Below are 22,940 nucleotides of genomic sequence, written 5' to 3'. Positions count from 1 at the left end.
AATAAGCTATAACAATCAAAAAGGGGTCAGTGCTTAGTGCGCTGACCCCTTTGTTTTTTGTAGTGTCCTAGCTTACCCAGCAGGTTGGCAACGATACTTACTAAAGCAGTAAGTAGCGAGTGCGCCCCAAATGGCCGTAAGCAGCCATAGATGATTCCAATGCTCGCGAATCTGATACCACTCCGCACCCATTTGATTTAGCTTCAAAAAGCCACTGATAGCAGCCTGAGTAGGGAATACTGCCGCAAACCACTGCATCGGTGCAGGCAACATTTCTACTGGCCATATAAAGCCTGCAGAGAAGATAAGAGGCATTGAGCTAATGAGTACTAGCACGGTAACTAACTCTCTTCTTGGAGTGATGGCTCCAAGAAAAATGCCAATAAAGCATGACGTCAAAAAGAACGGTAGCATCAATGTCAGCATTTCAAACGGGTTGGCGAGCTTACTGATCCCGTACATATCGAAGCTGGCACCGAAATAAAACATACCAAGTAAGTAATAGATCGCAGTGAGCACTAAAGTTCGGACTGCAACGACGCTCAATACAGGGCGTAAGCTCCAGTATCCTTTACCTTGGCGCTGAGTACCGCCAACCAAACCCGATGCCATCGCCAGTGTTTGTTGAAGGATCAGAACAAATACCGCGGGCACGACGTAATCGACATACCCCATACGAGGGTTGAATGTCGGCTTAGTATTCAGCTTGGTTGCAGAATACTGCTCACTAGCCAGTTCGAGCGGCACACCATCAATAAGTAGTTTAGAAACTTTAGCTTTTGCGGCTAGCGTACCACCGGCTTGTGCCAAACCTTCAACAACCGTTCCGTAAACTAGGAAGAGTGAGGCGTCGCCAGCGTAAGCCAGCACTGGACTTTTACCTAGCATCAAATCCTTATAGAAGTGCTCGGGTATCACTAAAAATCCGGTTATTTCACCTTTTAGAAAGGCCTGTTTAGCAGCTTCAATTGTAAAGTCACGCTGGACAACATGGACGTTCGGAGTGGCGTCTACCATTCTCTCAAGTTGGAAGCTGGTTTGGCTTTGATCGAGGTTGACCACGGAGATAGGCTGCTCACGCGGCGTTTGGTGGCTATAGGGAAGCGGGTATAGGAACGAGTAGAAAATCACGCCGCCGAATACAGTTAATACCACGACTGGATTGGTTAAAATAGCGCGAAGCTCGAGTTTGATGTGATCCAGTAATGTCATGATGACAACTCCTTACTGAGATGCTTTTTGATCAGTAACACGGTAAGCGCAAGTGGGACTACATAGCCCAACATTGGAGCCAGATGCACCAATGACTGAGCCGCGTGTACGCCGTAACTTGCTTGGCTTACTTGAACCTCAATATAGTGACTGATCGGTAGAAGCTCACGCCAGAACAGCGCTAGTGGGCTCATATCAGTAGCAGGGAAGGTGATACCCATAAAAGCAAAACTCGGTGCTGTAAACGCACCCGCAAAGCTCATCGCTCGTGCTGCGTCACAGGTAAGGAAAAAGAACAGCGCACCCATTATCATACAAGCAATCGTTGTGACAAATTGCGCGATGATCAGCACCATCCAGCTTCCTTCCATAGGCCAGCCAATGATGTCATAGAACCAAATTAAAAAGGCAAACCCGAGTAAAGAGAACCAAACAAAATAGGGCATCAGTGTTGCTGCAAGGTGACGAACCAGATTGGTTTCGCCAAGCCAAGGTTTGATTCCTGCGACTCGGTAATTGGCACTGAGCACTAATACCGTGAACGAAACGATAGCGATTTGCCAAATCGCTGGCACAATTGCCGTCACTAGGAACTGAGCGTAGTTCGTGCCTTTATTGAACAGCGGAGTGATTTGGGTTCTTACTGAGACAGCTTTACCCACTGCAGCGGCGCCAGTGGTATTGCCTTTGGCAAGTGCCTTAACCACTTCTACCTGTGCGTTGAATGTACCTTGTGCCTGCAGTGCAGCGGAGTTAATCAGCCTACCAACCAAGATATATTGACTGTTATAAAACAGCGTCACTTGCGGGGGCATAGATTTCATTACCGACTTATCAAAGCCATGGGGAATGTACAAAATGGCGTAGATATCGCCGTCTATCATTGCTGTCTTAGCTTGACCTATGTCGCTGTACTGATGATCGACGCTTAGCATCGACGTCGCATCATAATTACGAACCAGTTTTTGTGACAACGTACTTTGGCTAAGGTCGACAACCCCAATAGGAAGGCTATGTGCTATCCCTTGAGAGAATATCCAGTAGATGGATAGACACAATACGATGGGCAGCCAAGTCAGGCACGACAATAACCATTTGTCGTGCCTAAGTAGATGCCACTGACTCCGAAAGTGGCTTTTCACCAACTTTCGCCTTGTGGCTATCTTCCCTAGAGCATGAGTCTGCTCTAGGGTTTTAGCTGAAGTATGGGATGATTCTTGTGGCATAGTCGTTCCTACAGTTCCACAACCAAGCTCATGCCCATTCGAAGCGGAGCCTCATCCACTGGGCGAGCTTCTACTTCAAACGTACGAAGATCAAATCCTTGCGTGGCATCGGTAGAACGCCAAGTTGCAAAATCACCCATCACTGCCACATGAGTAACTTTAAAAGTGACTGTATCGTCTAGAGCAGGGACGTAAGCGTCAAACTCGCTGCCTTTTTCAAACTGGCTCAGCGCATCTTCACGAACATTGAGTACAGCCCAAGTATCTTTGGTATCGATAACGGTCACGACAGGGAAGCCTTGCGGGGCAAGCTCACCACTATGAAGGAGCACTTGAGAGACTTCGCCGTCAAACCAAGAGTGGATTTGAGTATCGGCAGCATACGCTTCAACTTCCGCCACCGCACCGGCTGCCATACGTGCTTTTTCTGCCGCTGCAAGTTTGGTTTCGTCTCGTGCGCCTTCTTTGGTCATTTGGAACATTTGAAACGCTGCGCTTTCAGTGTATTTCGCGGCTTGCCATTGGGTTAGCGCTTCATCACGCTTTTGCTCGGCCACAACGCCATCTTTATATAGGTTGTTAACACGAAGGTAGGTCTTTTCCATTAGCGAAGCAGCGGCTTTAGCTTTACGCCATTGGTCTTCTGCGGCTTTAATTTGTTGTTGTCTCGCGCCAATTTCAGCTTCTTTCGCGAGCGCTCCAGCGGCTTTTTCGCCTGCAACCGCTTGTTCCAGCTTGGCTTCAATTTCCGGGCTGTGGATAGTGAAGATGAGCTGACCCTCAGTGACATTGTCACCTTTTCGGACGAGTACGTCATCTATACGACCAGGTACTTTTGATGAAATGCTGTATTGCTGTGACTCAATTTGGCCTTGAATATGCATTGCCGGGGCTTGGTAAGCATCGAAAAACTTATAGCCAACCCAACCAATAACGGCAACGGCGCCTAGTGTAACTAAAGTGGGTTTTACCTTGTTCATGATGCATCCTCAGATCGTAATTGGGCAGGGGTGATTGCGTTGTATTTGTAGCTGGAGAAATTGTTCATCTCGCTAGAAAGCGCGAGCAGTTTGTTTAAAGACAGCAGATATTGAAAACTCGCTGCGTCTTGTTGAGTTTTGATACTGGCCAGGTAGAGCTCAGCGTCAACCACATCGAGAGAGCGGCCTAGTCCTTGGGAGAAGGCTTTTTGACGCAGCTTCAGATTCTCTTGCGCCAGTTTGATACTGGAATTTAGCCCCTGAACTTCGTCGAGGGCTTGCTGTGCTTCAAGGTAGGTTTTTTCAACCAACACGCTCAAATCTTGGCGAGCTTGCTTGCGCAAAAACTGAACTTGAGAGACGGCGCTGCCTGCTGCTTTCATTTGTTCGCTACGACCAGAGTTTTCCAGCAGTGGTACGCTGACGCCAATACCAACTAGCCAATCGGGTTTAAGCTGGCTAGTTAAAGAGTCACCATGATAGAGACTGTAGTCACCGTACGCATAGACTTCTGGGTAGTATTTACCTTTTTCCGCTTTGATTAAGCTGCTAGCTTGTTTCTCTTTGGCATCGAGAATTGCAAGACCAGGGTAGGTATCAAGGGTTTGGTCGATAAATGCATCCAGTGGCGGTAAAGTTCGGTTAATGAAAAGTTCGTCACGTGGTTCCACTTTCTCGATTTGGCCTAGGACTTGTGTCAATGCCGCTTGAGCAATGTTTAGGCTATGCTCGGCTTTTTTACGCTCAACGACCGCTTTATCCAATGAAGCTTCTGCTTGGAGGCGCTCAACTCGGGCGATCTGTCCTTGTTCTTCCATCTTAAGGGCAAAGTCGCGATGCTTAGTCAGCCCTTTTTCAACCGCTATACGTGTATCGACGACGTTTTTGGCCAAGATGACACTGAAATAGTATTTACTGAGATCTTCATAGCGCGCTTGGACTTCCATCGCGAGCTGGCTTTGTGCTTCTTCTTGTTTACCTTCCGCCGCGGTTTGCGCAGCCGTAATACGACCACCAGTGAAGATAGGCCAGACAGCACGAATAGAGGAACTAAAAATGTCTTTGTGCTCTAGGGTAGAAGTCACGCCACCAAGCAAATTACCAAGAGCCTGCCCCAAACCAGGGATGGGAGTATTAGGTACGCCACTCAAACTGTCAGCGAACTGTTGGCCGTTCAATGTGACGTCTTGGTCAAGGCGCGTATAGTTTGCTCCCACCGTTACTTTAGGGAGGTTGAGACTGCTTGAAGCGTCTTTTAAATGGCCATATCGCTCAACATTAGCACGTTGAGCCGCTAGGGAGTTGTTGTTCTGCTGAAGCAACTGCCATGCTTCATCAAAAGAGACCTCTGCGGCTACGGTACTAAGTGAAAGCGATCCTAGTAAAACGCCCATGGCCAATGGCAGGGACTTGATCTTCATGAATGCTCCAAACAGGTGTTTATAAAATCTTTCTAGAGTATATGCTCTAATAAAATAGTGTGCAATAACTTAACTATAGATGCTTTGGTGAGAATTACGCATGTATGTGTTTGTTTTTCTGAAATTATTGATGTGTTTTGAAGTGGCGAAAAAAAGCAACATCCGGGGAGATGTTGCTTTTTACCTAGCTATTGTTGTTAGTTACCTTTAGATGCTCGTTATTACACTAGTCATGAGAAGGGCAAAGATAGCCCGCTCGCCACAACAAGTGTTTTGATTGTTTCAGCACCTTAAGTACTTCGTTGCCTGACATTTGAGGCGATGAGAACGAGACGACAACGTCTTGTTCTAAATCGTCTTCCAAAGAGGTTGTGGTTTGATAAGCCCTTACGTGAGTAAAGGTGGCTCGTCGGTGTTGCGACAGCAAAGCCTTATCAAGGCAAATTCCAAAACAGTCACGTTCCATAATCATTCCCTTATCAGATACCTAATATTGCTATTAGTTACGGGTACTACTGCTTCATTGCTTATTGTTTTTGTTGTTGCGCCAACCAGTATGATTAAAGTCGTGGGCAATAAGACATGCTTGCTCTTCTGTTTTGTACTGGGGCACTTTTCATACTATACGAAAGTGGTAGTCAAGAGTTCTAAATTTAACCTAAAAATGGTGTGATCTTAGTCAGGTTACAGAATGAACACGATTGCAACATAACGAGTGTGTAAACTGATGTAAAAATAGACAACACAATGATAACCATGTCAAAACAGTTGAGCAGTTCACAGATCGCTTTCGGTGTGGATGCTGGCATGTTGCAATACTGTTACATTGGCGTTTTGGGGAGTGTGGTAATGAAATGGAACCAGATAAGTTTTCGATACCGAATGCTGATCATCATGACAGTGTCGGGATTGTTGCAGTTGCTTGTCCTAACGCTCGCAGGCTTTAGCTATATCAAACAATCTCAAGAGCAGGAAGTAGGCTTAAAGGCCAAAGGCGTGGCGACATTTCTAGCTCAGTCTTCTGCTGTTATCCACATGATTGAGTACGATACGGCGTCGCTTATGCAAGATCGCTATCGTGGCCTCACTGAAATGATCGGTGCGGCGTTTATTGTGATTGGTGACAAGCAAGGTATCCGTCTTATACACCCAGTGGATGAGCGTATTGGCCTGCCTATGAAAGGGGGCGACAACGACCTGGCTCTGGTTCATGGTCAATCTTATGTGTCTTTTGCTGAAGGATCATTAGGTAAATCTGTTCGCGGGAAAGCGGCTGTCTTTGATCAAGACGGCAACATCATTGGTGTGGTTTCTGTCGGTTATTTGTTAGATAGACTGCAAGATCGCATTGAGCCTTACTTGTTGTTCTTATTAGGAATGGCGGTATTGGTGCTCATAGCTAATGCGATTGTTTCGTACTTCATTTCAAGACGTTTTCAAAAAGCCATTCTTGGCTTTGAACCCGAAGAGATAGGCCGCTTGTATGGTGAGCTCGATGTGACTATGAGTACCATCAAAGAAGGGGTCATCAGTATCGATACTCACGGTGTGCTGCGTTCTATTAATACCAGTGCTTGTGACATATTAGGGCTGGAAAAAGGGAAGGTCATTAACCGACCGCTGAGTAAAGCGCTACCCAATTCTGATCTCCAGTCTTTGATTGATAGTCAAGAGGCAGATCACGACATAGAACTCTATCTCAATCAGCAGCGTATCGTGGCCAATCGAAGCCCAATTGTTGTTGATAATAAGGTGGTTGGTGCCGTTTCAAGTTTCCGTCGCCGTGATGAAATTAGTGAGCTGACTGACCAACTGTCGCAAACAAAAGCTTATGCAGAGATGCTGCGCTCCCAAACTCATGAACATCGCAACAAACTCAACACCATAAGTGGTCTGGTTCAAATGGGCGAGGTGGATGCAGTACAAAACCTGATTGGACAAGAAACTGCGCACTATCAATCCCTCATTGAGTTTTTAAGAGAAACAGTCAAAGACCCTCTAATAGCGGGTATGTTGTTGGGCAAAACTGAGCGAGCTCGTGAGCTAGGTTTAACGTTAACTGTCGATGAAGAATCTCGATTAGAACCTTTGGCTGACAGCATCAATGCTGACGATCTGGTGACTATATTGGGTAATTTGATCGACAACGCGTTTGAGGCAAGCTTATCGGCTATCAAACAAACCCCGAATCAGCGACCAGAACGCTCAACAGTCGACGTATCAGTCAGTGATTTTGGCAACGAAGTCATTCTAGAGGTTATCGACAGGGGGTGTGGGCTGCCACAGCACCTTGATGTTGATGCCTTAACCACCCGAGGCGTTTCAAGTAAATCAGCCCAAAATCGCGGCGTTGGCTTGTTTTTGGTGAAACAGCTGACTGAGCGTTACCAAGGGCAGTTAGAGATGATAGACAACGACACTATGGGAACCCGTGTTACCGTATACATTCCGAAGGATGGATTAGTATGAATGACTTCACTCGAGTCATGATAATAGAGGACGATCTCAAAATTGCAGAGCTTCATCGCCGCTATTTAGACCAGATTGGTGGTTTTGAGGTTGTAGGTATTGCTACCTCAAAGCTAGAAGCAGAGATGCAGCTCGAAGTACTGGAGCCTGATTTGGTGATGCTGGATGTATATCTTCCAGATGGCACTGGGATTGAAATACTGGGTCATATTCGTAGTCTTAACCAAAAGTGTGATGTGATTCTGATTACAGCAGCTCGAGATGTCGAGACTTTGCAGCATGCGATGCGCGGTGGCGTGATCGACTATTTACTAAAGCCAGTCATGTTCCCAAGGTTAGAGGCGGCGCTTAAAAAGTATCAAAAACGTACAGAGCAGCTTCATCATGCTGACGATCTTAATCAGTCACTCGTTGATGAAATGATGCAGCAGAACAATAACGCAGATACTAATTCTGAGGCACGTCTACCGAAAGGGATTGATGGTGTTACCTTGGAAAAAATTCGTGCCCTGTTTAAACAAGATAGCCGTTTTACTGCGGATGAAGCGGGGGATAGCATTGGTGCGAGTCGAACGACTGCGAGGCGTTATCTTGAGTTTTTAATCAGTACTGGGGAGTTAGAGGCAGATGTCAATTATGGCACTGTCGGACGGCCAGAGCGGTGTTATCGACGCCAGCAACGATAGGTGTTAAAAAGCAAAGCCCCTAACATGTGTTGGGGGCTTTGTGATATTGAGAATATCAAACTGGGCTACATTTTAGGATTCAACCTTCTTCGGCTGATAGAACCACTTCTTCATCAACGAGAAAATTGAAGGTCCGATTAACACCAAGACAGCCAGCACTGTAAATGTCAGCGTAATTGGACGCTCCCATAAGAAGCTAAGCTCACCATCACTAATCATAAGCGCACGTCGAAGGTTCTCTTCCATCAAGCCACCAAGGATGAAACCGAGTAGTAGCGGGGCAAGTGGGAAGTTAGCTAGTCGCAGCGCTATCGCAGCCATTGCAATCAATAGCATGATAAACACATCCATAGTGTTGAATGAGACCAGATAAACACCAGTAATAGAGAAGAACAAAATCATTGGAAGCAGCACGGTTCTAGGAACCGCTAACAGTTTCGAGATATAAGGAATTAGTGGCAGATTCAAAATCACTAGAACAATGTTGCCAAAGTACATCGAAATAATAACTGACCAGAAGACGTCTGGGTGTTCTACAAACAAACGTGGGCCTGGCTGGATACCATAAGCGATCAGTGCACCGAGCATGATTGCAGTTGTACCTGAACCCGGGATACCAAGTGTTAGTAGTGGCACGAACGAACCACTTGATGCCGCATTATTTGCTGACTCAGGAGCAACCAAACCGCGAATGCTGCCTTTACCAAACTCTTCACGCTTCTCCTTTGGCGCAAGGTTACGTTCCATACCGTAAGAGAGGAACGCTGCAATCGTCGCACCGGCACCCGGAAGGACGCCAGTAAAGAAGCCGAGAATAGATGAGCGTATAGAAACAGGTGCGACTTCTTTGACTTCTTCCTTGGTAATTTTCATGCTACCGATATCACTGAGCTTTTTCTGCTCATCTTGGCGTGTATCTTGGTCTGGTTTTAGAATACCCATTAAGGTCTCGCCAAGCGCGAATGTTGCCATTGCCAGCAACAGGAAGCTAAAGCCATCCATAAGATCAGTCAGACCAAAGGTAAAACGCTCAACACCTACGCCTTTGTCGATCCCAACTGTAGACAGCATCAGTCCGAGTACTACCATCATCCAAGCTTTTAGCACTTGGCCTTTACCCGCGAACGCTGCAACTGCAGATAGACCAAGCAGCATCAAAGCGAAATAGTCAGAAGACTGGAAGCTCAGAGAGACTTTTGCCAATGCAGGAGCTGCAAACAGCAACATAATGGCGGATAACGTACCACCCGTGAATGAGGAGTAGGCTGCCAGTGCTAGTGCTTTACCCGCTTGGCCTTTTTGCGCCATTGGATAGCCATCGAAAGCAGTTACTACCGTCGATGAACAGCCTGGAGCGTTAATCAAGATGGAGGAGGTTGAACCGCCAAAAACGGCGCCGTAGTACACGCCTGCCATAAGAATGAGTCCCGATGAAGGGTCAAGTCCGTACGTGATAGGGATCATCAGCGCTATTGCTGAAATTGGACCAAGTCCTGGGAGCATGCCGATAAAGGTACCGACAAAACAGCCAACGATCACCATCATGATGTTCATAGGCATCACGGCCGTGGAAAGGCCTTGTAAAATTCCGTCTAACATAATGGTGTCCTACCAGATCGTAAAGATGATTCCAGGCTCAAGGTAGATATCCAAACCTTGAGTGAGTAATAGATAAAATGCGATAACAAAAGGGAATGAAGCGCCAAACAACACGGCTTTACGACGCTCGCCCAACAGATAGAACCCTGCCAAAAGGAAGAAGCTTGTCGCGAGTACAAATCCCAGATAGGTCAACCCTAATCCGTATCCAGCCATCAAGACTAAAAATCCAATGAGCAGTTTCCAGTTGAAGCGTTGCTCGTCATTACTTTTCTGGTCAGGCTGGCCAGTAATCAGCAGTAATATCGATAGGCCGATGCCGACAAACGTTAAGATAGTAGGCAAGGTACGTGCGGTGAAGGGTTCATATTCATCACCTGGAAACATAGGGATCAGCGATGTTTGGTAGCCGTAGCACAAACACAGGATCAAAAAAATCATCGCACCTACACGATCACGAGACAGCAAGTTCTCTTTTGTGAACAGCTTAGAGGTGAAATCGGACATAACTCACTCCAAATAGTGAATAAAGAAAAAGCCGTATATAAGGGTCGATGAGCGGCGACCAAGTGGATAAGTTGCCTAAGGACAAAGAGCGTTTACTCGAATAAATCTTTCCCCAGGAGATTAAGGGGTCAGTACTGCTAACGTGAACAATCCAGAATTGAAGGAGTCGAGATTGTCGCTTATATACGGCAAAAATTGGTGCACGTTGAATATACGTACGTGTTTGAATCGAGGAGGGGCGAACCCCTCCGGTATGGTTACTTTTTAAGGAAACCAAGTTCGGTCATGAGCGTACCCATTTGCTTCTCTTGGTCTTCTAGGAACTTATAGAAGTCTTGATCAGGTTTGTAGTTGTCAATCCAACCATTGCGGTCACGTACCATTGCCCATTCATCGGTGCTGTACATTTTAGTTAGCGCTGCGTTCCACTCTTTAACTTTCTCTTCACTCGCACCAGGTGCTGCGAAGAAACCGCGCCAGTTAGCAAAGACGGTTTCGTTACCATATTCTGTAAGAGTTGGAATATCCGGAGCCGCTTCAAGGCGCTTAGGTGCAGTAACGGCAAGTACTTTAACTTGTCCTGACTTAGACATTTCAAGCACTTCGCCTAGACCTGTCGACAATAACTGTGTCTCGCCTGAAAGCAGCGCAGCCATGGCTTTACCGCCTGCATCATAAGCGATGTAGCGAACTTTCTTTGCATCAAAACCTTCACCTTTAAACGCAGCCGCTACTACTAAGTGATCCATGCTGCCTCGTGCAGAGCCACCGGCGATTTTGACTTTACGTGGATTCTCTTTGAAGTCCGCGACCACATCTTCCCATGTGTTATATGGAGAATCGGCAGGGGCGACAATCGCGCCGTAGTCAGCAATCGTCGCAGCAACAGGCGTTAAATCGCGGAAAGATTGAGGGAATACACCAGTGAGTGAGCGAACCACAATCGGGGTGGAGTTGACCATTAAGGTATCTTCTTGACGCTTAGCGGTTTCGATTAGGTGAGCAATGGCTTTACCGCCGCCACCACCAGATAAGTTTTGAAAAGAGACATTGTCGACAATCTCTGCTTTCACTAACACATCACCCGTGCCACGTGCGGTCATATCCCAACCACCACCAGCACCGCCAGGGATCAAGAAGTGAATCTTATCCAGATCCGCAGCATAGCTGCCAAAAGATAGAGTAGCAGCGACGATAGACGCCGCTAGGGTAGGTTTCAATGCGTTAAACATGTTCACGTTCCTTATGTTGACTTTATTGTCTGCCAGCTTGGAGGGATCTGGCGTGACCTCTTTGGGTTAGTCAAAAGGTTATGTAATTGTTAATAAGGCATCAATAAAGCGGCGATATTGAGGATAAAGTGCATTAATTCAATTTTGTTCATAAAGTTCACAGCTTGACGTTAACGTTAGACATTAGTCTATATTGTCGACAATGTGGTTGATAGTTAGACGGCAAGTTGCTTAAATAGTCATCAGTTACTATTTATTGTCAACAATGTTGTTAGACGAGTGGGTAAGTGAAGAGATGAGTACAGAGTTTGCGATCGGTGACGTGGCCGCTTCTAAAGAAGCAACGAAGTCCGAAAATTTAACAGAGCAACTAATAGAAGAGATTGTCGAAGGAAGAATTGAGTCGGGCAGTAAGATCTCTGAGCCAGAGCTTGCGAAGCGATTTGAGGTCAGCCGAGGGCCACTCCGAGAAGCGATCATGAGGCTTGAAGGGTTGGGACTGATTGAACGAATTCCTCATGTAGGAGCGCGGGTCATCACACTGACTCAGCAAAAACTCGTTGAGCTCTATTCGGTGCGAGAAGCGTTGGAAGGTATGGCCGCTCGCTTAGCGGCTGCTCATATTAGTGATGAAGAAGTCGCAGAGCTAGAAGGCTTATTGGGTCGCCACTCTGAGCATATCGATGAAGTCGCTGGCGCCTCTTACTTCCACCAGCACGGTGATTTTGACTTTCATTATCGAATTATTAAAGCGAGTCAAAATAGCCAACTGGTTCATTTGCTTTGCAATGAGCTATATCACTTGCTGCGAATGTACCGTTATCAGTCGCCACGCACCCAATCAAGACCAGAGGCGGCGCTGAGAGAACACTTATATATCCTAGATGCGATTAAAAATCGTGACCAGGAATTGGCTGAGCTTTTGATGAGAAGACACATTTCAAGAAGCAAAGCCTTAATAGAACAAAATCTAATTTAAATAACGTGAATATCGATGTGCCTGACTTTCATAGCAAGCCATGAGCACATAAAAACAAAAGGACAAGGAGACTCGTATGTCACTTTCACCAGGCCAATCTTTCCGTGATGCCGTCATTAAAGGCAACCCGCTTCAAGTTGTAGGTACAGTAAACCCGTATTGCGCGATGATGGCGAAAAATGTTGGCCATCAAGCTATCTATCTTTCTGGTGGCGGTATTGCTAACGCATCTTACGGCCTTCCAGACCTTGGCATTACTACACTCAACGATGTGCTAGTTGATGTTGAGAGGATTACTAACGCTTGTGATTTACCATTGCTGGTGGACATTGACACTGGCTTTGGTGGCGCTTTCAACATTGCTCGCACTATCAAAGCAATGGAAAAAGCAGGCGCAGCCGCCGTTCATATTGAAGACCAAGTGGCACAAAAGCGCTGCGGCCATAGACCTAACAAAGCGATTGTTACTCAACAAGAGATGGTTGATCGCGTGAAAGCCGCGGTAGATGCCAAAACCGATCCAAGCTTTGTCATCATGGCGCGTACTGATGCGCTTGCCGTAGAGGGGATGGATAAAGCCATTGAGCGAGCTATTGCGTGTGTGGAAGCAGGCGCAGATATGATCTTCCCCGAAGCGATGACTTCACTCGATCACTACAAACAATTCAAATCAGCACTTTCAAGCGCGACGGGCAAAGATGTACCTATTCTTGCCAACATTACAGAGTTTGGCCAGACGCCATTATTTGGCTGCGAAGAGCTCGCCAGTGTCGGTGTGGATATGGTGCTTTACCCATTGTCAGCCTTTAGAGCGATGAACAAAGCCGCAGAAAATGTTTACCAGCATTTGCTCACTGTAGGTAATCAAGAAGCGTTGACATCGCAAATGCAAACCCGTGCTGAGCTGTATGAGCACCTGAATTATCACAGTTACGAGGACAAATTGGATCAGTTGTTTGCTGACAACAAGTCCTGATTTGTCCGATTGAAATCGAAACGCTAAAAATTAGAAAAACACATTTAATCCAATAACGAAACGCCGTGATAAAAGACCCTAAAAGGGCGACATACGGGAAAAGGAGTTCAATATGCCAAATTCAGCCATTGGTGGAGCAGGTCTACGAGGCCAAAGTGCAGGTACCACATCGCTATGTACTGTAGGACAATCTGGAACAGGACTAACCTATCGGGGTTATGATATTACCGATCTGGCAAACAATGCTCAGTTCGAAGAGGTCGCGCATTTGCTGCTGCGCGGGCATCTGCCCAATCAAAAAGAGTTGGATGATTATAAAACGATCCTAGTCGGGCTTCGCGGTCTACCAGAAGCGCTCAAACAAGCGCTTGAGTTAATTCCAGCCGATGCGCATCCAATGGATGTGATGCGAACGGGCTGTTCGGTATTGGGTAATCTTGAACAAGAGCTGGATTTTTCCGAGCAACAGCAAGCAACAGAGCGAATGCTTTCCTTGTTTCCTGCGATCATTTGTTATTGGTATCGCTTTAGTCACGAAGGTGTGCGCATCGATACCGAAGATCAAAGTGAAGATTGCATTGGTGGTTACTTTTTGAAAATGCTCACCGATAAAGCACCATCTGCACTGCACAAGCAAGTCATGCACTGTTCACTCATTCTGTACGCGGAGCATGAGTTTAATGCCTCTACCTTTGCAGCCCGAGTCTGCGCTTCCACACTATCCGACATTCATTCGTGTATCACTGCCGCTATCGGTACGCTTCGAGGACCACTTCACGGTGGTGCTAACGAAGCAGCAATGGACATGATCCAAGATTGGAGAACTGCCGATGAAGCAGAGGCGAACATCATGCAGATGCTTGCGAATAAAGACAAAATCATGGGCTTTGGTCATGCCATCTATAGGGAAAGCGATCCGCGTAACGCGCTGATTAAGCGCTGGTCAAAAGAGCTGTCTGAGACGGTCGGTGATACTTACCTCTATGACGTTTCTGTGCGTGTTGAATCGGTAATGAAGCGTGAAAAGGGGCTGTTCTGTAATGCGGACTTCTTCCACGCCTCTGCTTATCACTTCATGGATATCCCAACTAAGCTATTTACCCCCATTTTTGTAATGAGCCGCTTAACAGGCTGGGCTGCACACGTTTATGAGCAGCGTGCTAACAACCGCATCATTCGCCCTAGTGCGGATTATGATGGTCCTGAGGCTAGAGAGTGGACGCCGATCGAAGCGCGTGATTAGTGCTAGGGAAGGATGTGAATATGTCGAATAACACTATGAATTATCAATATCGCAAACCGCTTCTTGGCACTCAGCTTGATTACTTTGATGCGCAAGCGGCCGTTAATGATATCGAACCAGGCGTGTTTGATCGCCTGCCATACACGGCGAAAGTACTGGCTGAAAATTTAGTGCACCGCTGCGAGCCTTCGGAGCTAGAAGCGTGTTTATCTCAGCTTATTTATCGCAAACGTGATAAAGATTTTCCTTGGTATCCAGCGCGCGTGGTTTGCCACGATATTTTGGGGCAGACCGCATTGGTAGATCTAGCGGGTCTACGTGATGCTATCGCGCTTCAAGGCGGCGATCCGGCGGCGGTAAACCCAGTGGTAGAGACTCAGCTGATTGTCGATCACTCCCTCGCGGTTGAGCATGCAGGCTTTGATCCTGATGCCTTTGAAAAAAATCGTGCTGTCGAGGAGCGCCGCAACGAAGACCGTTTCCACTTTATTGAGTGGTGCAAAACCGCGTTTGAGAATGTCAGTGTGGTGCCGGCTGGTAACGGGATTATGCACCAGATCAACCTTGAGAAATTATCCCCAGTGGTACAGGTGAAAAACGGCGTCGCGTTTCCTGATACCTGTGTCGGTACCGACAGCCATACGCCTCACGTCGATGCGTTGGGCGTAATTGCCATTGGTGTCGGTGGTCTAGAGGCAGAAACGGTGATGTTGGGTCGACCGTCAATGATGCGTCTGCCGGATATCGTCGGTGTTAAGCTTACAGGGGAGCGTCAACCGGGTATTACCGCGACGGATATCGTGCTCGCATTAACGGAGTTTTTGCGTGGTCAAAAAGTGGTGTCTAGCTATCTAGAGTTTTTTGGCGAAGGCACTAAGCAGCTCACTATCGGTGACCGGGCAACAATCTCGAACATGACGCCTGAATACGGCGCGTCGGCGGGGATGTTCTACATCGACGAGCAGACCATCAACTACCTAAAACTCACAGGCCGCGAGGAAGAGCAGGTTAAGCTGGTGGAACGGTACGCCAAACAAACCGGGCTTTGGGCTGATGAGCTGGTTAATGCGGAATACGAACGTGTGCTGGAGTTTGATTTATCAAGCGTTGAACGTACCTTGGCGGGGCCGTCTAATCCTCATCGCCGATTACCCACCGCGCAGCTTAGCGAGCAGGGCATTGCAGGTGCGTGGGAGCAAAAATCTGACACCATGCCAGATGGCGCGGTAATCATTGCCGCTATCACATCCTGTACCAACACTAGTAACCCGCGCAACGTGGTCGCGGCTGGATTAATAGCCAAAAAAGCCAATGAGCTGGGTTTAGTACGCAAGCCTTGGGTAAAATCCTCGTTTGCGCCGGGCTCAAAGGTTGCCAAGCTCTACTTGCAAGAGTCGGGATTACTTCCAGAGCTAGAGAAACTGGGCTTTGGTATTGTCGCTTATGCGTGTACAACCTGTAATGGCATGAGTGGCGCGCTTGACCCTGCGATCCAAAAAGAAATCATCGACAACGACTTGTACACAACCGCAGTTTTATCAGGCAATCGAAACTTCGACGGACGTATTCACCCGTATGCGAAGCAAGCGTTTTTAGCATCTCCGCCTCTAGTGGTTGCTTATGCGATAGCGGGTACGATTCGTTTTGATATCGAGCGAGATTCGCTGGGTGTCGATGCTGAAGGTAAACCTATCTACCTTAATGATATTTGGCCTAGCGATGAAGAAATCGATGCGGTCGTTAATGCGCACGTTAAGCCTGAGCAGTTCAATCAAGTCTACCTGCAAATGTTTAAGCTAAATGATGAAGAGGCAAGTTCAAATCCACTCTACGATTGGCGTGAGATGAGCACCTACATCCGCAGGCCACCATATTGGGAAGGGGCACTGGCTAAGCCTCGTACACTAAGCGGCATGAGACCGCTAGCCATCCTCGGAGATAACATAACCACTGACCATTTGTCGCCATCTAACGCTATCTTAGCGTCCAGTGCCGCAGGGGAGTACCTCACTAGCATGGGCGTACCCGAGGAAGACTACAACTCCTATGCGACCCATCGCGGGGATCACTTAACTGCTCAGCGAGCAACCTTTGCCAACCCCAAACTGTTCAATGAAATGGTCACGGAAAATGGCAATGTTGTTCAAGGCTCATTGGCTCGAATTGAACCAGAAGGCAAGGTCACCCGCATGTGGGAAGCAATTGAAACCTACATGCAGCGTCAGCAACCTTTGATCATTGTCGCCGGTGCGGATTATGGACAAGGCTCTTCACGAGATTGGGCTGCGAAGGGGGTTCGCCTAGCCGGCGTCGAGGCAATTGTTGCTGAAGGGTTTGAGCGAATCCATAGAACCAATCTCGTTGGTATGGGCGTATTGCCGCTGCAATTCAAAGCGGGTACCGATAGAAACACCTTAGGTCTAGATGGCACTGAAACTTACGATGTCGTCGGCGATATTGCTCCGAGCTGTGACTTGGCTCTAGTGGTCACGCGCGCCAATGGCGACAAGCTCGATATTGCCGTGACTTGTCGACTAGACACGGAAGACGAGGTGGCCGTTTATTCATCTGGCGGTGTATTGCAGCGATTCGCACAAGACTTTCTCGCGAAATAGGGGGATGTAGCATGAGCAAACAAATAAAAGTGCCTGCCACATACATGCGCGGAGGGACGAGCAAAGGTGTGTTCTTTAGCCTCGAAGATTTGCCTGAAGCAGCAAAACAGCCAGGCGTTGTTCGTGACCAACTGTTGATGCGTGTCATTGGTAGTCCAGATCCGTATGCCAAGCAGATTGATGGAATGGGAGGGGCAACATCAAGTACCAGTAAAACGGTGATTGTGTCGAAAAGTAGCCGCCCTGAGCATCACATTGACTACTTATTCGGTCAAGTGGCCATTGATAAGACGTTTGTCGATTGGAGTGGCAACTGCGGAAACCTATCTGCTGCAGTCGCACCGTTTGCTATTCATAGTGGTTTAATTGACTCAAACTTACTGCCCGAAAATGGCATAGCTGAGATTAACATCTGGCAAGCCAATATCGAGAAAACCATTGTGGCTAAAGTACCGATGGTGGATGGAGAGGTTCAAGAACTGGGTGACTTCCTTCTCGATGGCGTTACCTTTCCTGCGGCGGAAATTGCAGTGGAGTTTGTTGATCCAAGCAGTAGTGATGGGTCGATGTTTCCAACGGGGAACTTGGTCGATGACCTACATGTGCCAGACGTTGGCGTGTTCAATGCCACGATGATTAACGCAGGTATCCCAACGATTTTCATCGACGCCGCCGAACTTGGTCTCGAAGGTACTGAGCTGCAACAAGACATCAATAGTGATGCTGGTTGGCTTGAAAAGTTTGAAACCATTCGTGCTCATGGGGCATTAAAAATGGGATTAATTGACGATATTGAGCAAGCGGCAACTCGCCAGCACACCCCCAAAGTTGCCTTTGTTTCCAAACCTAAACCTTATCGCTCTTCAAGCGACAAAACCATTGAGACAGCAGACATTGAACTATTAGTTAGAGCAATGTCGATGGGTAAGCTCCATCACGCCATGATGGGCACGGCAGCTGTCGCTATTGCTTGCGCTGCGAGTGTAGAAGGTACGGTGGTCAATTTGGCCGCGGGCGGCGGTGCTCGTGAGGGAGTAACCTTTGGACACCCGTCTGGAACGCTCAAGGTGGGCGCTGTGGCTTGTCAGTCTGAGCAAGGCTGGACGGTGGAAAGGGCAATTATGAGTCGAAGTGCGCGGATCCTTATGGAAGGCTGGGTTCGTGTACCGTCGGATACCTTGCTCAACGACGATATAGCGAGCTAACGACGTTTCAAACTACTTAAGACATATTGGAGGACGCACTATGTCTGTATATCAAAAAGAGTACCAATGGGCAGAGCAACAACCGGAATCCTTCTGGCAGCATCAAGCGGAAAATATTGATTGGTTTGAAGCGCCGAAAACCATCTTGGCGAAAGACGACAACGGCATCGAACGCTGGTTTCCTGACGGAGTAATGAATACCGCATGGCTAGCCTTAGATTATCATTGTGAACAAGGCCGAGGTGATAATACCGCCCTGATTTACGACTCACCCGTCACAGGAGTTAAAGAGCGTTATAGCTATCAGGTAATGCGTGACAAAGTGGCAAAAATCGCGGGAATGCTTGCATCGCAGGGCGTCACGAAAGGCGATAGGGTCATTATCTATATGCCGATGATCCCAGAGGCCGCGATGGCGATGCTAGCGTGTGCCCGCCTCGGTGCAATTCACTCTGTCGTATTTGGCGGTTTTGCCCCTAATGAACTGGCGGTACGAATTGAAGATGCGGAGCCTAAGGTTATTATGACTGCGTCTTGTGGCGTTGAGGTCAACAAGGTTCTGCCATACAAACCGCTTGTGGATCAGGCCATCATGGATAGCCGCTGGAAACCCGATAAGGTGCTCGTGCTACAACGCCCGCAGTGCCTTGCAGAGCTAAATCAAGAGCGCGATCTTGATTGGGCAGAGCAGTATGAACGCGCACTGCCTCACGCATGTGTGCCAGTATTAGCGACTGACCCGCTCTATATTCTGTATACCTCTGGCACAACGGGCAAACCGAAAGGTGTGGTACGCGACAACGGCGGTCACGCTGTGGCAATGAAATACTCCATGAATGCCATCTACAACATGCCAACCGATGGGGTGTTTTGGGCAGCATCCGATGTGGGTTGGGTCGTTGGGCACTCTTACATTGTTTATGCGCCGATGATACATGGCTGCACGTCGATTTTGTTTGAAGGTAAACCGGTGCGAACGCCTGATCCGGGTGCGTTTTGGCGCGTTTGTGAAGAGTATCAGGTGAAGGTCCTATTTTCCGCTCCGACAGCGTTTAGAGCGATTAAGAAAGAAGACTCAGAAGGTCTAGAGTTAAATAAGTATGATTTGAGCGCCTTAAACAGCATCTTTATGGCTGGCGAGCGACTCGATCCTCCAACATTAGAGTGGGTGCAAAGCCAAACCAATAAACCTGTGATTGACCATTGGTGGCAGACTGAAACAGGGTGGGCAATTTCATCGAATCCGGTAGGGCTTGAGTCAATGCCAATCAAAGCGGGCTCTTCGACTATGCCAAGTCCGGGTTTTAAAGTCGAAATCTTGAATGAGTTAGGAGAGCCTGTTGGCGCCAACCAACAGGGTTTTGTGTCCCTAAAACGTCCGCTTCCACCAAGCTGCCTAACCACGGTATGGCGTAATCACGATAGATTTGATTCTGGTTATCTAAGTCAATTTGAAGGTTACTACGTCTCTGGCGATGGCGGTTATCTCGATGAAGATGGCTATTTGTTTATCATGGGTCGGGTGGACGACGTAATCAACGTGGCCGGGCATCGCCTGTCAACCGGTGAAATGGAAGAGATTGTCGGTGGTCACCCAGCGATTGCTGAATGTGCGGTTGTAGGTGTCCATGATGATTTAAAAGGCCAGCTGCCACTCGGTCTTGTGGTGCTTAAAGATGGCGTGAAAGTGGACAGTGGCGCGTTGGAAACTGAGCTTGTTGGTAAAGTACGTTCTGAAATCGGTGCGGTAGCGTGCTTTAAGCATGCGCTGGTTGTCGATAGACTACCAAAAACACGCTCAGGCAAGATCTTACGCCGCGTTATTAGGCAAATCGCTGATGGTGAAACCTACACGGTACCTTCAACGATCGATGATCCAGCGAGTTTGTCTGAGATAGAAAAAGCGCTTAACCCGAGCTAATTGACAAATAGGAGAGGTAAGAAACTACCTCTCGTCCATTTGAACCGAACTCATGTGCCACATTTTCAGGACATGGTTCGGTTCTTCACAAGTGCCAAATAACATTTGATATTTGGGTACAAAAGGTTCGCCAATATAGGTGGTTCGGCTGAACTTACCTGTTTTGACATCTACCTGCGTCACCACTCGCCCTTTGAAGTTTTGAAATATCACAAACTGATTGCTTTGAAACACCAATTGGTCTTGATAGAACCAAAACTGATCCGCAGATGTGTCTAAACGGCACTTTAACGGCAACTCCGCGCTTAAAGCTCCGCTAGGAAGTAGAGCGATAAATAACCAAAAACGAGAAAGTGTCATAACCAATCCTTTAGTTTTTCTGTAAGTATAGTGAGTAATTCCCTAAGCTTGATGGGCGCGCCCAATTGTTAGGTTTTTTTATTTGCACATCCCTGACAAAACCCTCACACTATGTGCACATTTGTGACCTGTTTGTTTAACCATTAAATCGAGCGTATACCGATGACTTCACCTCGCATCTCACTTCGTTCTGCGACTATTCAAGATCTCGATATTCTTAATGATTTAATGTTTGAATTGCATGAACACCACCATAGTGCGGTACCGACAGACTTCAAATCTGCTGATGAAGTACAACAAGAAAAAAGTATCGCCCGCTATTTAGATTCACCTGATTGTTTGGTGTTGGTTGCAACCGCAACAAATATAATTGATGCATCCTCTAATGCTAAAAGTGACGAAGCAACGATTGTTGGTTTCGTCACCGCTCAGTTTTGCGAACTGACTTCACCCATTAGCAAGCCGTGTTTCGTTGGCAATATCGATGAGCTGTTTGTGACACCCTCGTGGAGACAACACGGTATCGCTGAGGCTTTGCTCGTCGAGGCGCAAACACGCTTAGAACACCTTGGTGCAACACAGCTTATGGTTGAAGTTTGGGATTTCAATCAATCGGCATTGAATCTCTATAAAAAGCAGGGATTTTTCCCTCACATTCATTGTCTTAGAAAAAAAATATAAATTAGGATTATTCGTGACTCAATTATTGAGCCATTGGTTTTTTTTGTGCTTGCTCGCGCTTTTTACTGCAAATCTGAGTTTTGCTGCATCTTCAGAGTCATCTCCTGAACTACCTAGTAAGAGAGTGAACGGCCAAGCTGTGCCTAAAGCCAGCCATAACCCATTGCCGTTAGCCCCGATTGCCCCCTCGATTAGAGGGTCTTTGTGTATCGTCAGAAGTAAAGATCGTTTGTTGCTCGTGGATGAAATCATTACGGGTAAACTTTCGCTGCCTGGTGGAACGATTGAAAATAACGAAGACCCACGCCTGACTGCTCAACGAGAAACATGGGAAGAAGCAGGATTGGTTGTCGATGTAGGCAGAGAACTTGGACGTACCCACCAGGCTATATTTTTTGAATGTCATGTTGAGTCGGCCATCATCGCGTATGAAGCGACAAAGTTCTCAAAAGGAATTGAATTACCTATCTATTTCGCTCCTCACTTTGGAGTAGAAGTTCGCAGTGCAACATTAATACAGCCTAAGTCTATTGCGCCAAAGGACTACCGCTATCCAAAACAGTGGCCTTTGGTAAAAACGATGTATGAGACGGCTGATAACCAACCGATCCAGTTCATCGATAACCTCATTGAATCGGCTCCGACAATTCACCAGGTCGAACTGGGTTGGCTAGAGAACGCTCAAGAGGTCTTAATGCAAGCGCCTTTGCATATTCGCGAGATGGTAGTGTGGGGCGGACGAATCTTATATGTTCTGGTACAGCCTCTGTTTCTAATGGCGTTCTTACCTCTGTTTATTTGGCTATGGGGACGTCACTTTACCGGTCAGTTGATGTTCGCAGTGACTGCCACCTCTTTGTTTATTTTGGTGGCCAAGCAGGGTTTTGGCTTTGCGGTTCCCCATGCTTACTTGCCTTCAATCAATTACACAGATCGAAGTGGATACAGCTTTCCGGATTTGCTCATTGCAAACTGGGTTTCGATTTCCACCATCGTCATGAGTCAAATCCACACCAGATTTAGAAGTGTGTTCATGTCTGCATTTATCATTGTTAGTGTGGTGTTGGTGTTCTATCAGTTTATCAGTGGTGGTGCGTTCCTTTCTGATATGTTGGCTGGCGCCTTGCTCGGTGCGCTAGTGGGCTGGCACTTCGTACGCCATTCGTTGAGTTTAGCCGTCAGTGAAGTGTATACATTTACCCGACCTCGAGTCTGGCTGGTGCTTATGGCTGTGGCAGCGATTCTTTGCTATGTTTGGCCGTTCCCAACCTTTTTAAGTTGGCTTGGACTTTGTTTAGGTATGCTGCTGTTTACACTGGCTAGTCGCGTTCGATTACCTCGCTCTACCATGTGTTTGAAAGAGTTGCTGCTATCGCTGGTTCTTATCCTTTTTGTACTCCTTGGGTATTTTCAGTTGGAAACTGTGGTCTCACACAGTGGGATAGGTTCGTTACTGCTTCAATTAATCGTTACGCCCGTACTCATTTTGGTTCCCGCTTTAGTTATGGTGCTGTTTAGAAATCAAGATCATCAAGGTCGTGGCGTAAAAGGGTAACTACCGATAGAAATCGAGAGATAAAATGAAGGCTGACTTGAAGAGGAGGTTTTTATGATTATCGCTTTGATTG

Annotated in this window: 19 protein-coding genes; 10 read left to right on the top strand and 9 right to left on the bottom strand. The window is 47.3% G+C overall.

Features of this window, described 5'->3' with window-relative positions; genetic code table 11:
* Nucleotides 1-72: 72 nt before the first annotated feature.
* The 5 genes from ACJB0T_RS13340 to ACJB0T_RS13320 all read right to left on the bottom strand — a co-directional run bounded on the left by ACJB0T_RS13340 (nt 73) and on the right by ACJB0T_RS13320 (nt 5,305).
* Nucleotides 73-1,212, bottom strand: coding sequence for an ABC transporter permease (locus ACJB0T_RS13340; protein WP_112460853.1), 1,140 nt, complete (start codon nt 1,210-1,212; stop codon nt 73-75).
* The gene (locus tag ACJB0T_RS13335) at nt 1,209-2,354 is read right to left on the bottom strand and encodes an ABC transporter permease (protein WP_479292266.1); all 1,146 of its coding nucleotides are present in this window, start codon (nt 2,352-2,354) and stop codon (nt 1,209-1,211) included. The genes ACJB0T_RS13340 and ACJB0T_RS13335 overlap by 4 nt, the downstream gene beginning before the upstream one ends.
* Nucleotides 2,355-2,446: 92 nt before the next feature.
* A complete protein-coding gene (locus ACJB0T_RS13330) occupies nt 2,447-3,418 on the bottom strand; it encodes an HlyD family secretion protein (protein WP_479290331.1) in 972 nt (323 codons plus the stop codon).
* The gene (locus ACJB0T_RS13325; protein ID WP_479292265.1) at nt 3,415-4,812 is read right to left on the bottom strand and encodes a TolC family protein; all 1,398 of its coding nucleotides are present in this window, start codon (nt 4,810-4,812) and stop codon (nt 3,415-3,417) included. The genes ACJB0T_RS13330 and ACJB0T_RS13325 overlap by 4 nt, the downstream gene beginning before the upstream one ends.
* A gap of 253 nt (nt 4,813-5,065) precedes the next feature.
* Nucleotides 5,066-5,305 (bottom strand): cation transporter, encoded by a 240-nt coding sequence (locus tag ACJB0T_RS13320; RefSeq protein ID WP_042499850.1) that lies wholly within the window; start codon nt 5,303-5,305, stop codon nt 5,066-5,068.
* Nucleotides 5,306-5,688: 383 nt separating this feature from the next.
* Here ACJB0T_RS13320 and ACJB0T_RS13315 point away from each other — a divergent pair, with 383 nt between their 5' ends.
* Together ACJB0T_RS13315 and ACJB0T_RS13310 are read left to right on the top strand one after the other, a co-directional pair.
* Entirely contained in the window at nt 5,689-7,308 is a 1,620-nt protein-coding gene (locus ACJB0T_RS13315; protein WP_479292264.1) for an ATP-binding protein, read from the top strand.
* A complete protein-coding gene (locus tag ACJB0T_RS13310; protein ID WP_479290329.1) occupies nt 7,305-7,994 on the top strand; it encodes a response regulator in 690 nt (229 codons plus the stop codon). Before ACJB0T_RS13315 ends, ACJB0T_RS13310 begins: the two co-directional genes overlap by 4 nt.
* 72 nt (nt 7,995-8,066) lie before the next feature.
* Here the strand turns inward: ACJB0T_RS13310 and ACJB0T_RS13305 are convergent, their stop codons facing one another.
* The 3 genes from ACJB0T_RS13305 to ACJB0T_RS13295 form a co-directional block, all read right to left on the bottom strand.
* On the bottom strand, nt 8,067-9,593 hold the full coding sequence (locus tag ACJB0T_RS13305; protein ID WP_479290327.1) for a tripartite tricarboxylate transporter permease: 1,527 nt from the start codon (nt 9,591-9,593) through the stop codon (nt 8,067-8,069).
* A gap of 9 nt (nt 9,594-9,602) precedes the next feature.
* Nucleotides 9,603-10,100, bottom strand: a complete 498-nt coding sequence (locus tag ACJB0T_RS13300; protein ID WP_479290325.1) for a tripartite tricarboxylate transporter TctB family protein — start codon at nt 10,098-10,100, stop codon at nt 9,603-9,605.
* 257 nt (nt 10,101-10,357) lie between these two features.
* Nucleotides 10,358-11,332 (bottom strand): tripartite tricarboxylate transporter substrate binding protein, encoded by a 975-nt coding sequence (locus ACJB0T_RS13295; protein ID WP_479290323.1) that lies wholly within the window; start codon nt 11,330-11,332, stop codon nt 10,358-10,360.
* 295 nt (nt 11,333-11,627) lie between these two features.
* On the opposite strand from ACJB0T_RS13295, the gene ACJB0T_RS13290 reads away from it, so the two are divergent.
* From ACJB0T_RS13290 to ACJB0T_RS13265, 6 genes are all read left to right on the top strand, one after another.
* Nucleotides 11,628-12,311 carry a GntR family transcriptional regulator gene (locus ACJB0T_RS13290; protein WP_479290322.1) on the top strand — a complete coding sequence of 228 codons (684 nt, stop codon included), beginning with the start codon at nt 11,628-11,630 and terminating at the stop codon, nt 12,309-12,311.
* Between the two features lie 76 nt (nt 12,312-12,387).
* On the top strand, nt 12,388-13,287 hold the full coding sequence (gene prpB / locus ACJB0T_RS13285) for a methylisocitrate lyase (protein WP_479290320.1): 900 nt from the start codon (nt 12,388-12,390) through the stop codon (nt 13,285-13,287).
* 112 nt (nt 13,288-13,399) lie between these two features.
* Nucleotides 13,400-14,530: a bifunctional 2-methylcitrate synthase/citrate synthase gene (gene prpC / locus ACJB0T_RS13280; protein WP_479290318.1), complete on the top strand. Its 1,131-nt coding sequence runs from the start codon at nt 13,400-13,402 to the stop codon at nt 14,528-14,530.
* A 20-nt stretch (nt 14,531-14,550) separates the two neighbouring features.
* Nucleotides 14,551-17,145: a Fe/S-dependent 2-methylisocitrate dehydratase AcnD gene (gene acnD, locus ACJB0T_RS13275; protein ID WP_479290316.1), complete on the top strand. Its 2,595-nt coding sequence runs from the start codon at nt 14,551-14,553 to the stop codon at nt 17,143-17,145.
* Nucleotides 17,146-17,156: 11 nt separating this feature from the next.
* Nucleotides 17,157-18,350, top strand: coding sequence for a 2-methylaconitate cis-trans isomerase PrpF (prpF, locus tag ACJB0T_RS13270; RefSeq protein WP_479290314.1), 1,194 nt, complete (start codon nt 17,157-17,159; stop codon nt 18,348-18,350).
* Nucleotides 18,351-18,390: 40 nt separating this feature from the next.
* Complete coding sequence (locus tag ACJB0T_RS13265; protein WP_479290312.1) at nt 18,391-20,271, top strand: propionyl-CoA synthetase; 1,881 nt, start codon at nt 18,391-18,393, stop codon at nt 20,269-20,271.
* A 24-nt stretch (nt 20,272-20,295) separates the two neighbouring features.
* Here ACJB0T_RS13265 and ACJB0T_RS13260 read toward each other — a convergent pair whose 3' ends face one another.
* Nucleotides 20,296-20,631 carry a hypothetical protein gene (locus ACJB0T_RS13260; protein WP_479290310.1) on the bottom strand — a complete coding sequence of 112 codons (336 nt, stop codon included), beginning with the start codon at nt 20,629-20,631 and terminating at the stop codon, nt 20,296-20,298.
* 162 nt (nt 20,632-20,793) lie between these two features.
* On the opposite strand from ACJB0T_RS13260, the gene ACJB0T_RS13255 reads away from it, so the two are divergent.
* Entirely contained in the window at nt 20,794-21,312 is a 519-nt protein-coding gene (locus ACJB0T_RS13255) for a GNAT family N-acetyltransferase (protein ID WP_479290308.1), read from the top strand.
* Between the two features lie 13 nt (nt 21,313-21,325).
* Nucleotides 21,326-22,867 carry a bifunctional NUDIX hydrolase/phosphatase PAP2 family protein gene (locus ACJB0T_RS13250; protein ID WP_479290305.1) on the top strand — a complete coding sequence of 514 codons (1,542 nt, stop codon included), beginning with the start codon at nt 21,326-21,328 and terminating at the stop codon, nt 22,865-22,867.
* Nucleotides 22,868-22,940: the final 73 nt, after the last annotated feature.

It is taken from the genome of Vibrio sp. CB1-5 (genome assembly GCF_059412285.1).
The sequence above is the reverse complement of the archived record's forward strand: the minus strand, read 5'-3'. Positions and strand labels throughout refer to the sequence as shown.

Bases quoted from the DNA above. Each gene is read 5' to 3' on its own strand.
- ACJB0T_RS13300 (WP_479290325.1), bottom strand. From the start codon at position 10,100: ATGTCCGATTTCACCTCTAAGCTGTTCACAAAAGAGAACTTGCTGTCT.
- prpF (WP_479290314.1), top strand. From the start codon at position 17,157: ATGAGCAAACAAATAAAAGTGCCTGCCACATACATGCGCGGAGGGACG.
- ACJB0T_RS13265 (WP_479290312.1), top strand. From the start codon at position 18,391: ATGTCTGTATATCAAAAAGAGTACCAATGGGCAGAGCAACAACCGGAA.
- ACJB0T_RS13340 (WP_112460853.1), bottom strand. From the start codon at position 1,212: ATGACATTACTGGATCACATCAAACTCGAGCTTCGCGCTATTTTAACC.
- ACJB0T_RS13310 (WP_479290329.1), top strand. From the start codon at position 7,305: ATGAATGACTTCACTCGAGTCATGATAATAGAGGACGATCTCAAAATT.
- prpC (WP_479290318.1), top strand. From the start codon at position 13,400: ATGCCAAATTCAGCCATTGGTGGAGCAGGTCTACGAGGCCAAAGTGCA.
- acnD (WP_479290316.1), top strand. From the start codon at position 14,551: ATGTCGAATAACACTATGAATTATCAATATCGCAAACCGCTTCTTGGC.
- ACJB0T_RS13295 (WP_479290323.1), bottom strand. From the start codon at position 11,332: ATGTTTAACGCATTGAAACCTACCCTAGCGGCGTCTATCGTCGCTGCT.
- ACJB0T_RS13320 (WP_042499850.1), bottom strand. From the start codon at position 5,305: ATGGAACGTGACTGTTTTGGAATTTGCCTTGATAAGGCTTTGCTGTCG.
- ACJB0T_RS13325 (WP_479292265.1), bottom strand. From the start codon at position 4,812: ATGGGCGTTTTACTAGGATCGCTTTCACTTAGTACCGTAGCCGCAGAG.
- ACJB0T_RS13330 (WP_479290331.1), bottom strand. From the start codon at position 3,418: ATGAACAAGGTAAAACCCACTTTAGTTACACTAGGCGCCGTTGCCGTT.
- ACJB0T_RS13260 (WP_479290310.1), bottom strand. From the start codon at position 20,631: ATGACACTTTCTCGTTTTTGGTTATTTATCGCTCTACTTCCTAGCGGA.
- prpB (WP_479290320.1), top strand. From the start codon at position 12,388: ATGTCACTTTCACCAGGCCAATCTTTCCGTGATGCCGTCATTAAAGGC.
- ACJB0T_RS13255 (WP_479290308.1), top strand. From the start codon at position 20,794: ATGACTTCACCTCGCATCTCACTTCGTTCTGCGACTATTCAAGATCTC.
- ACJB0T_RS13315 (WP_479292264.1), top strand. From the start codon at position 5,689: ATGAAATGGAACCAGATAAGTTTTCGATACCGAATGCTGATCATCATG.
- ACJB0T_RS13305 (WP_479290327.1), bottom strand. From the start codon at position 9,593: ATGTTAGACGGAATTTTACAAGGCCTTTCCACGGCCGTGATGCCTATG.
- ACJB0T_RS13290 (WP_479290322.1), top strand. From the start codon at position 11,628: ATGAGTACAGAGTTTGCGATCGGTGACGTGGCCGCTTCTAAAGAAGCA.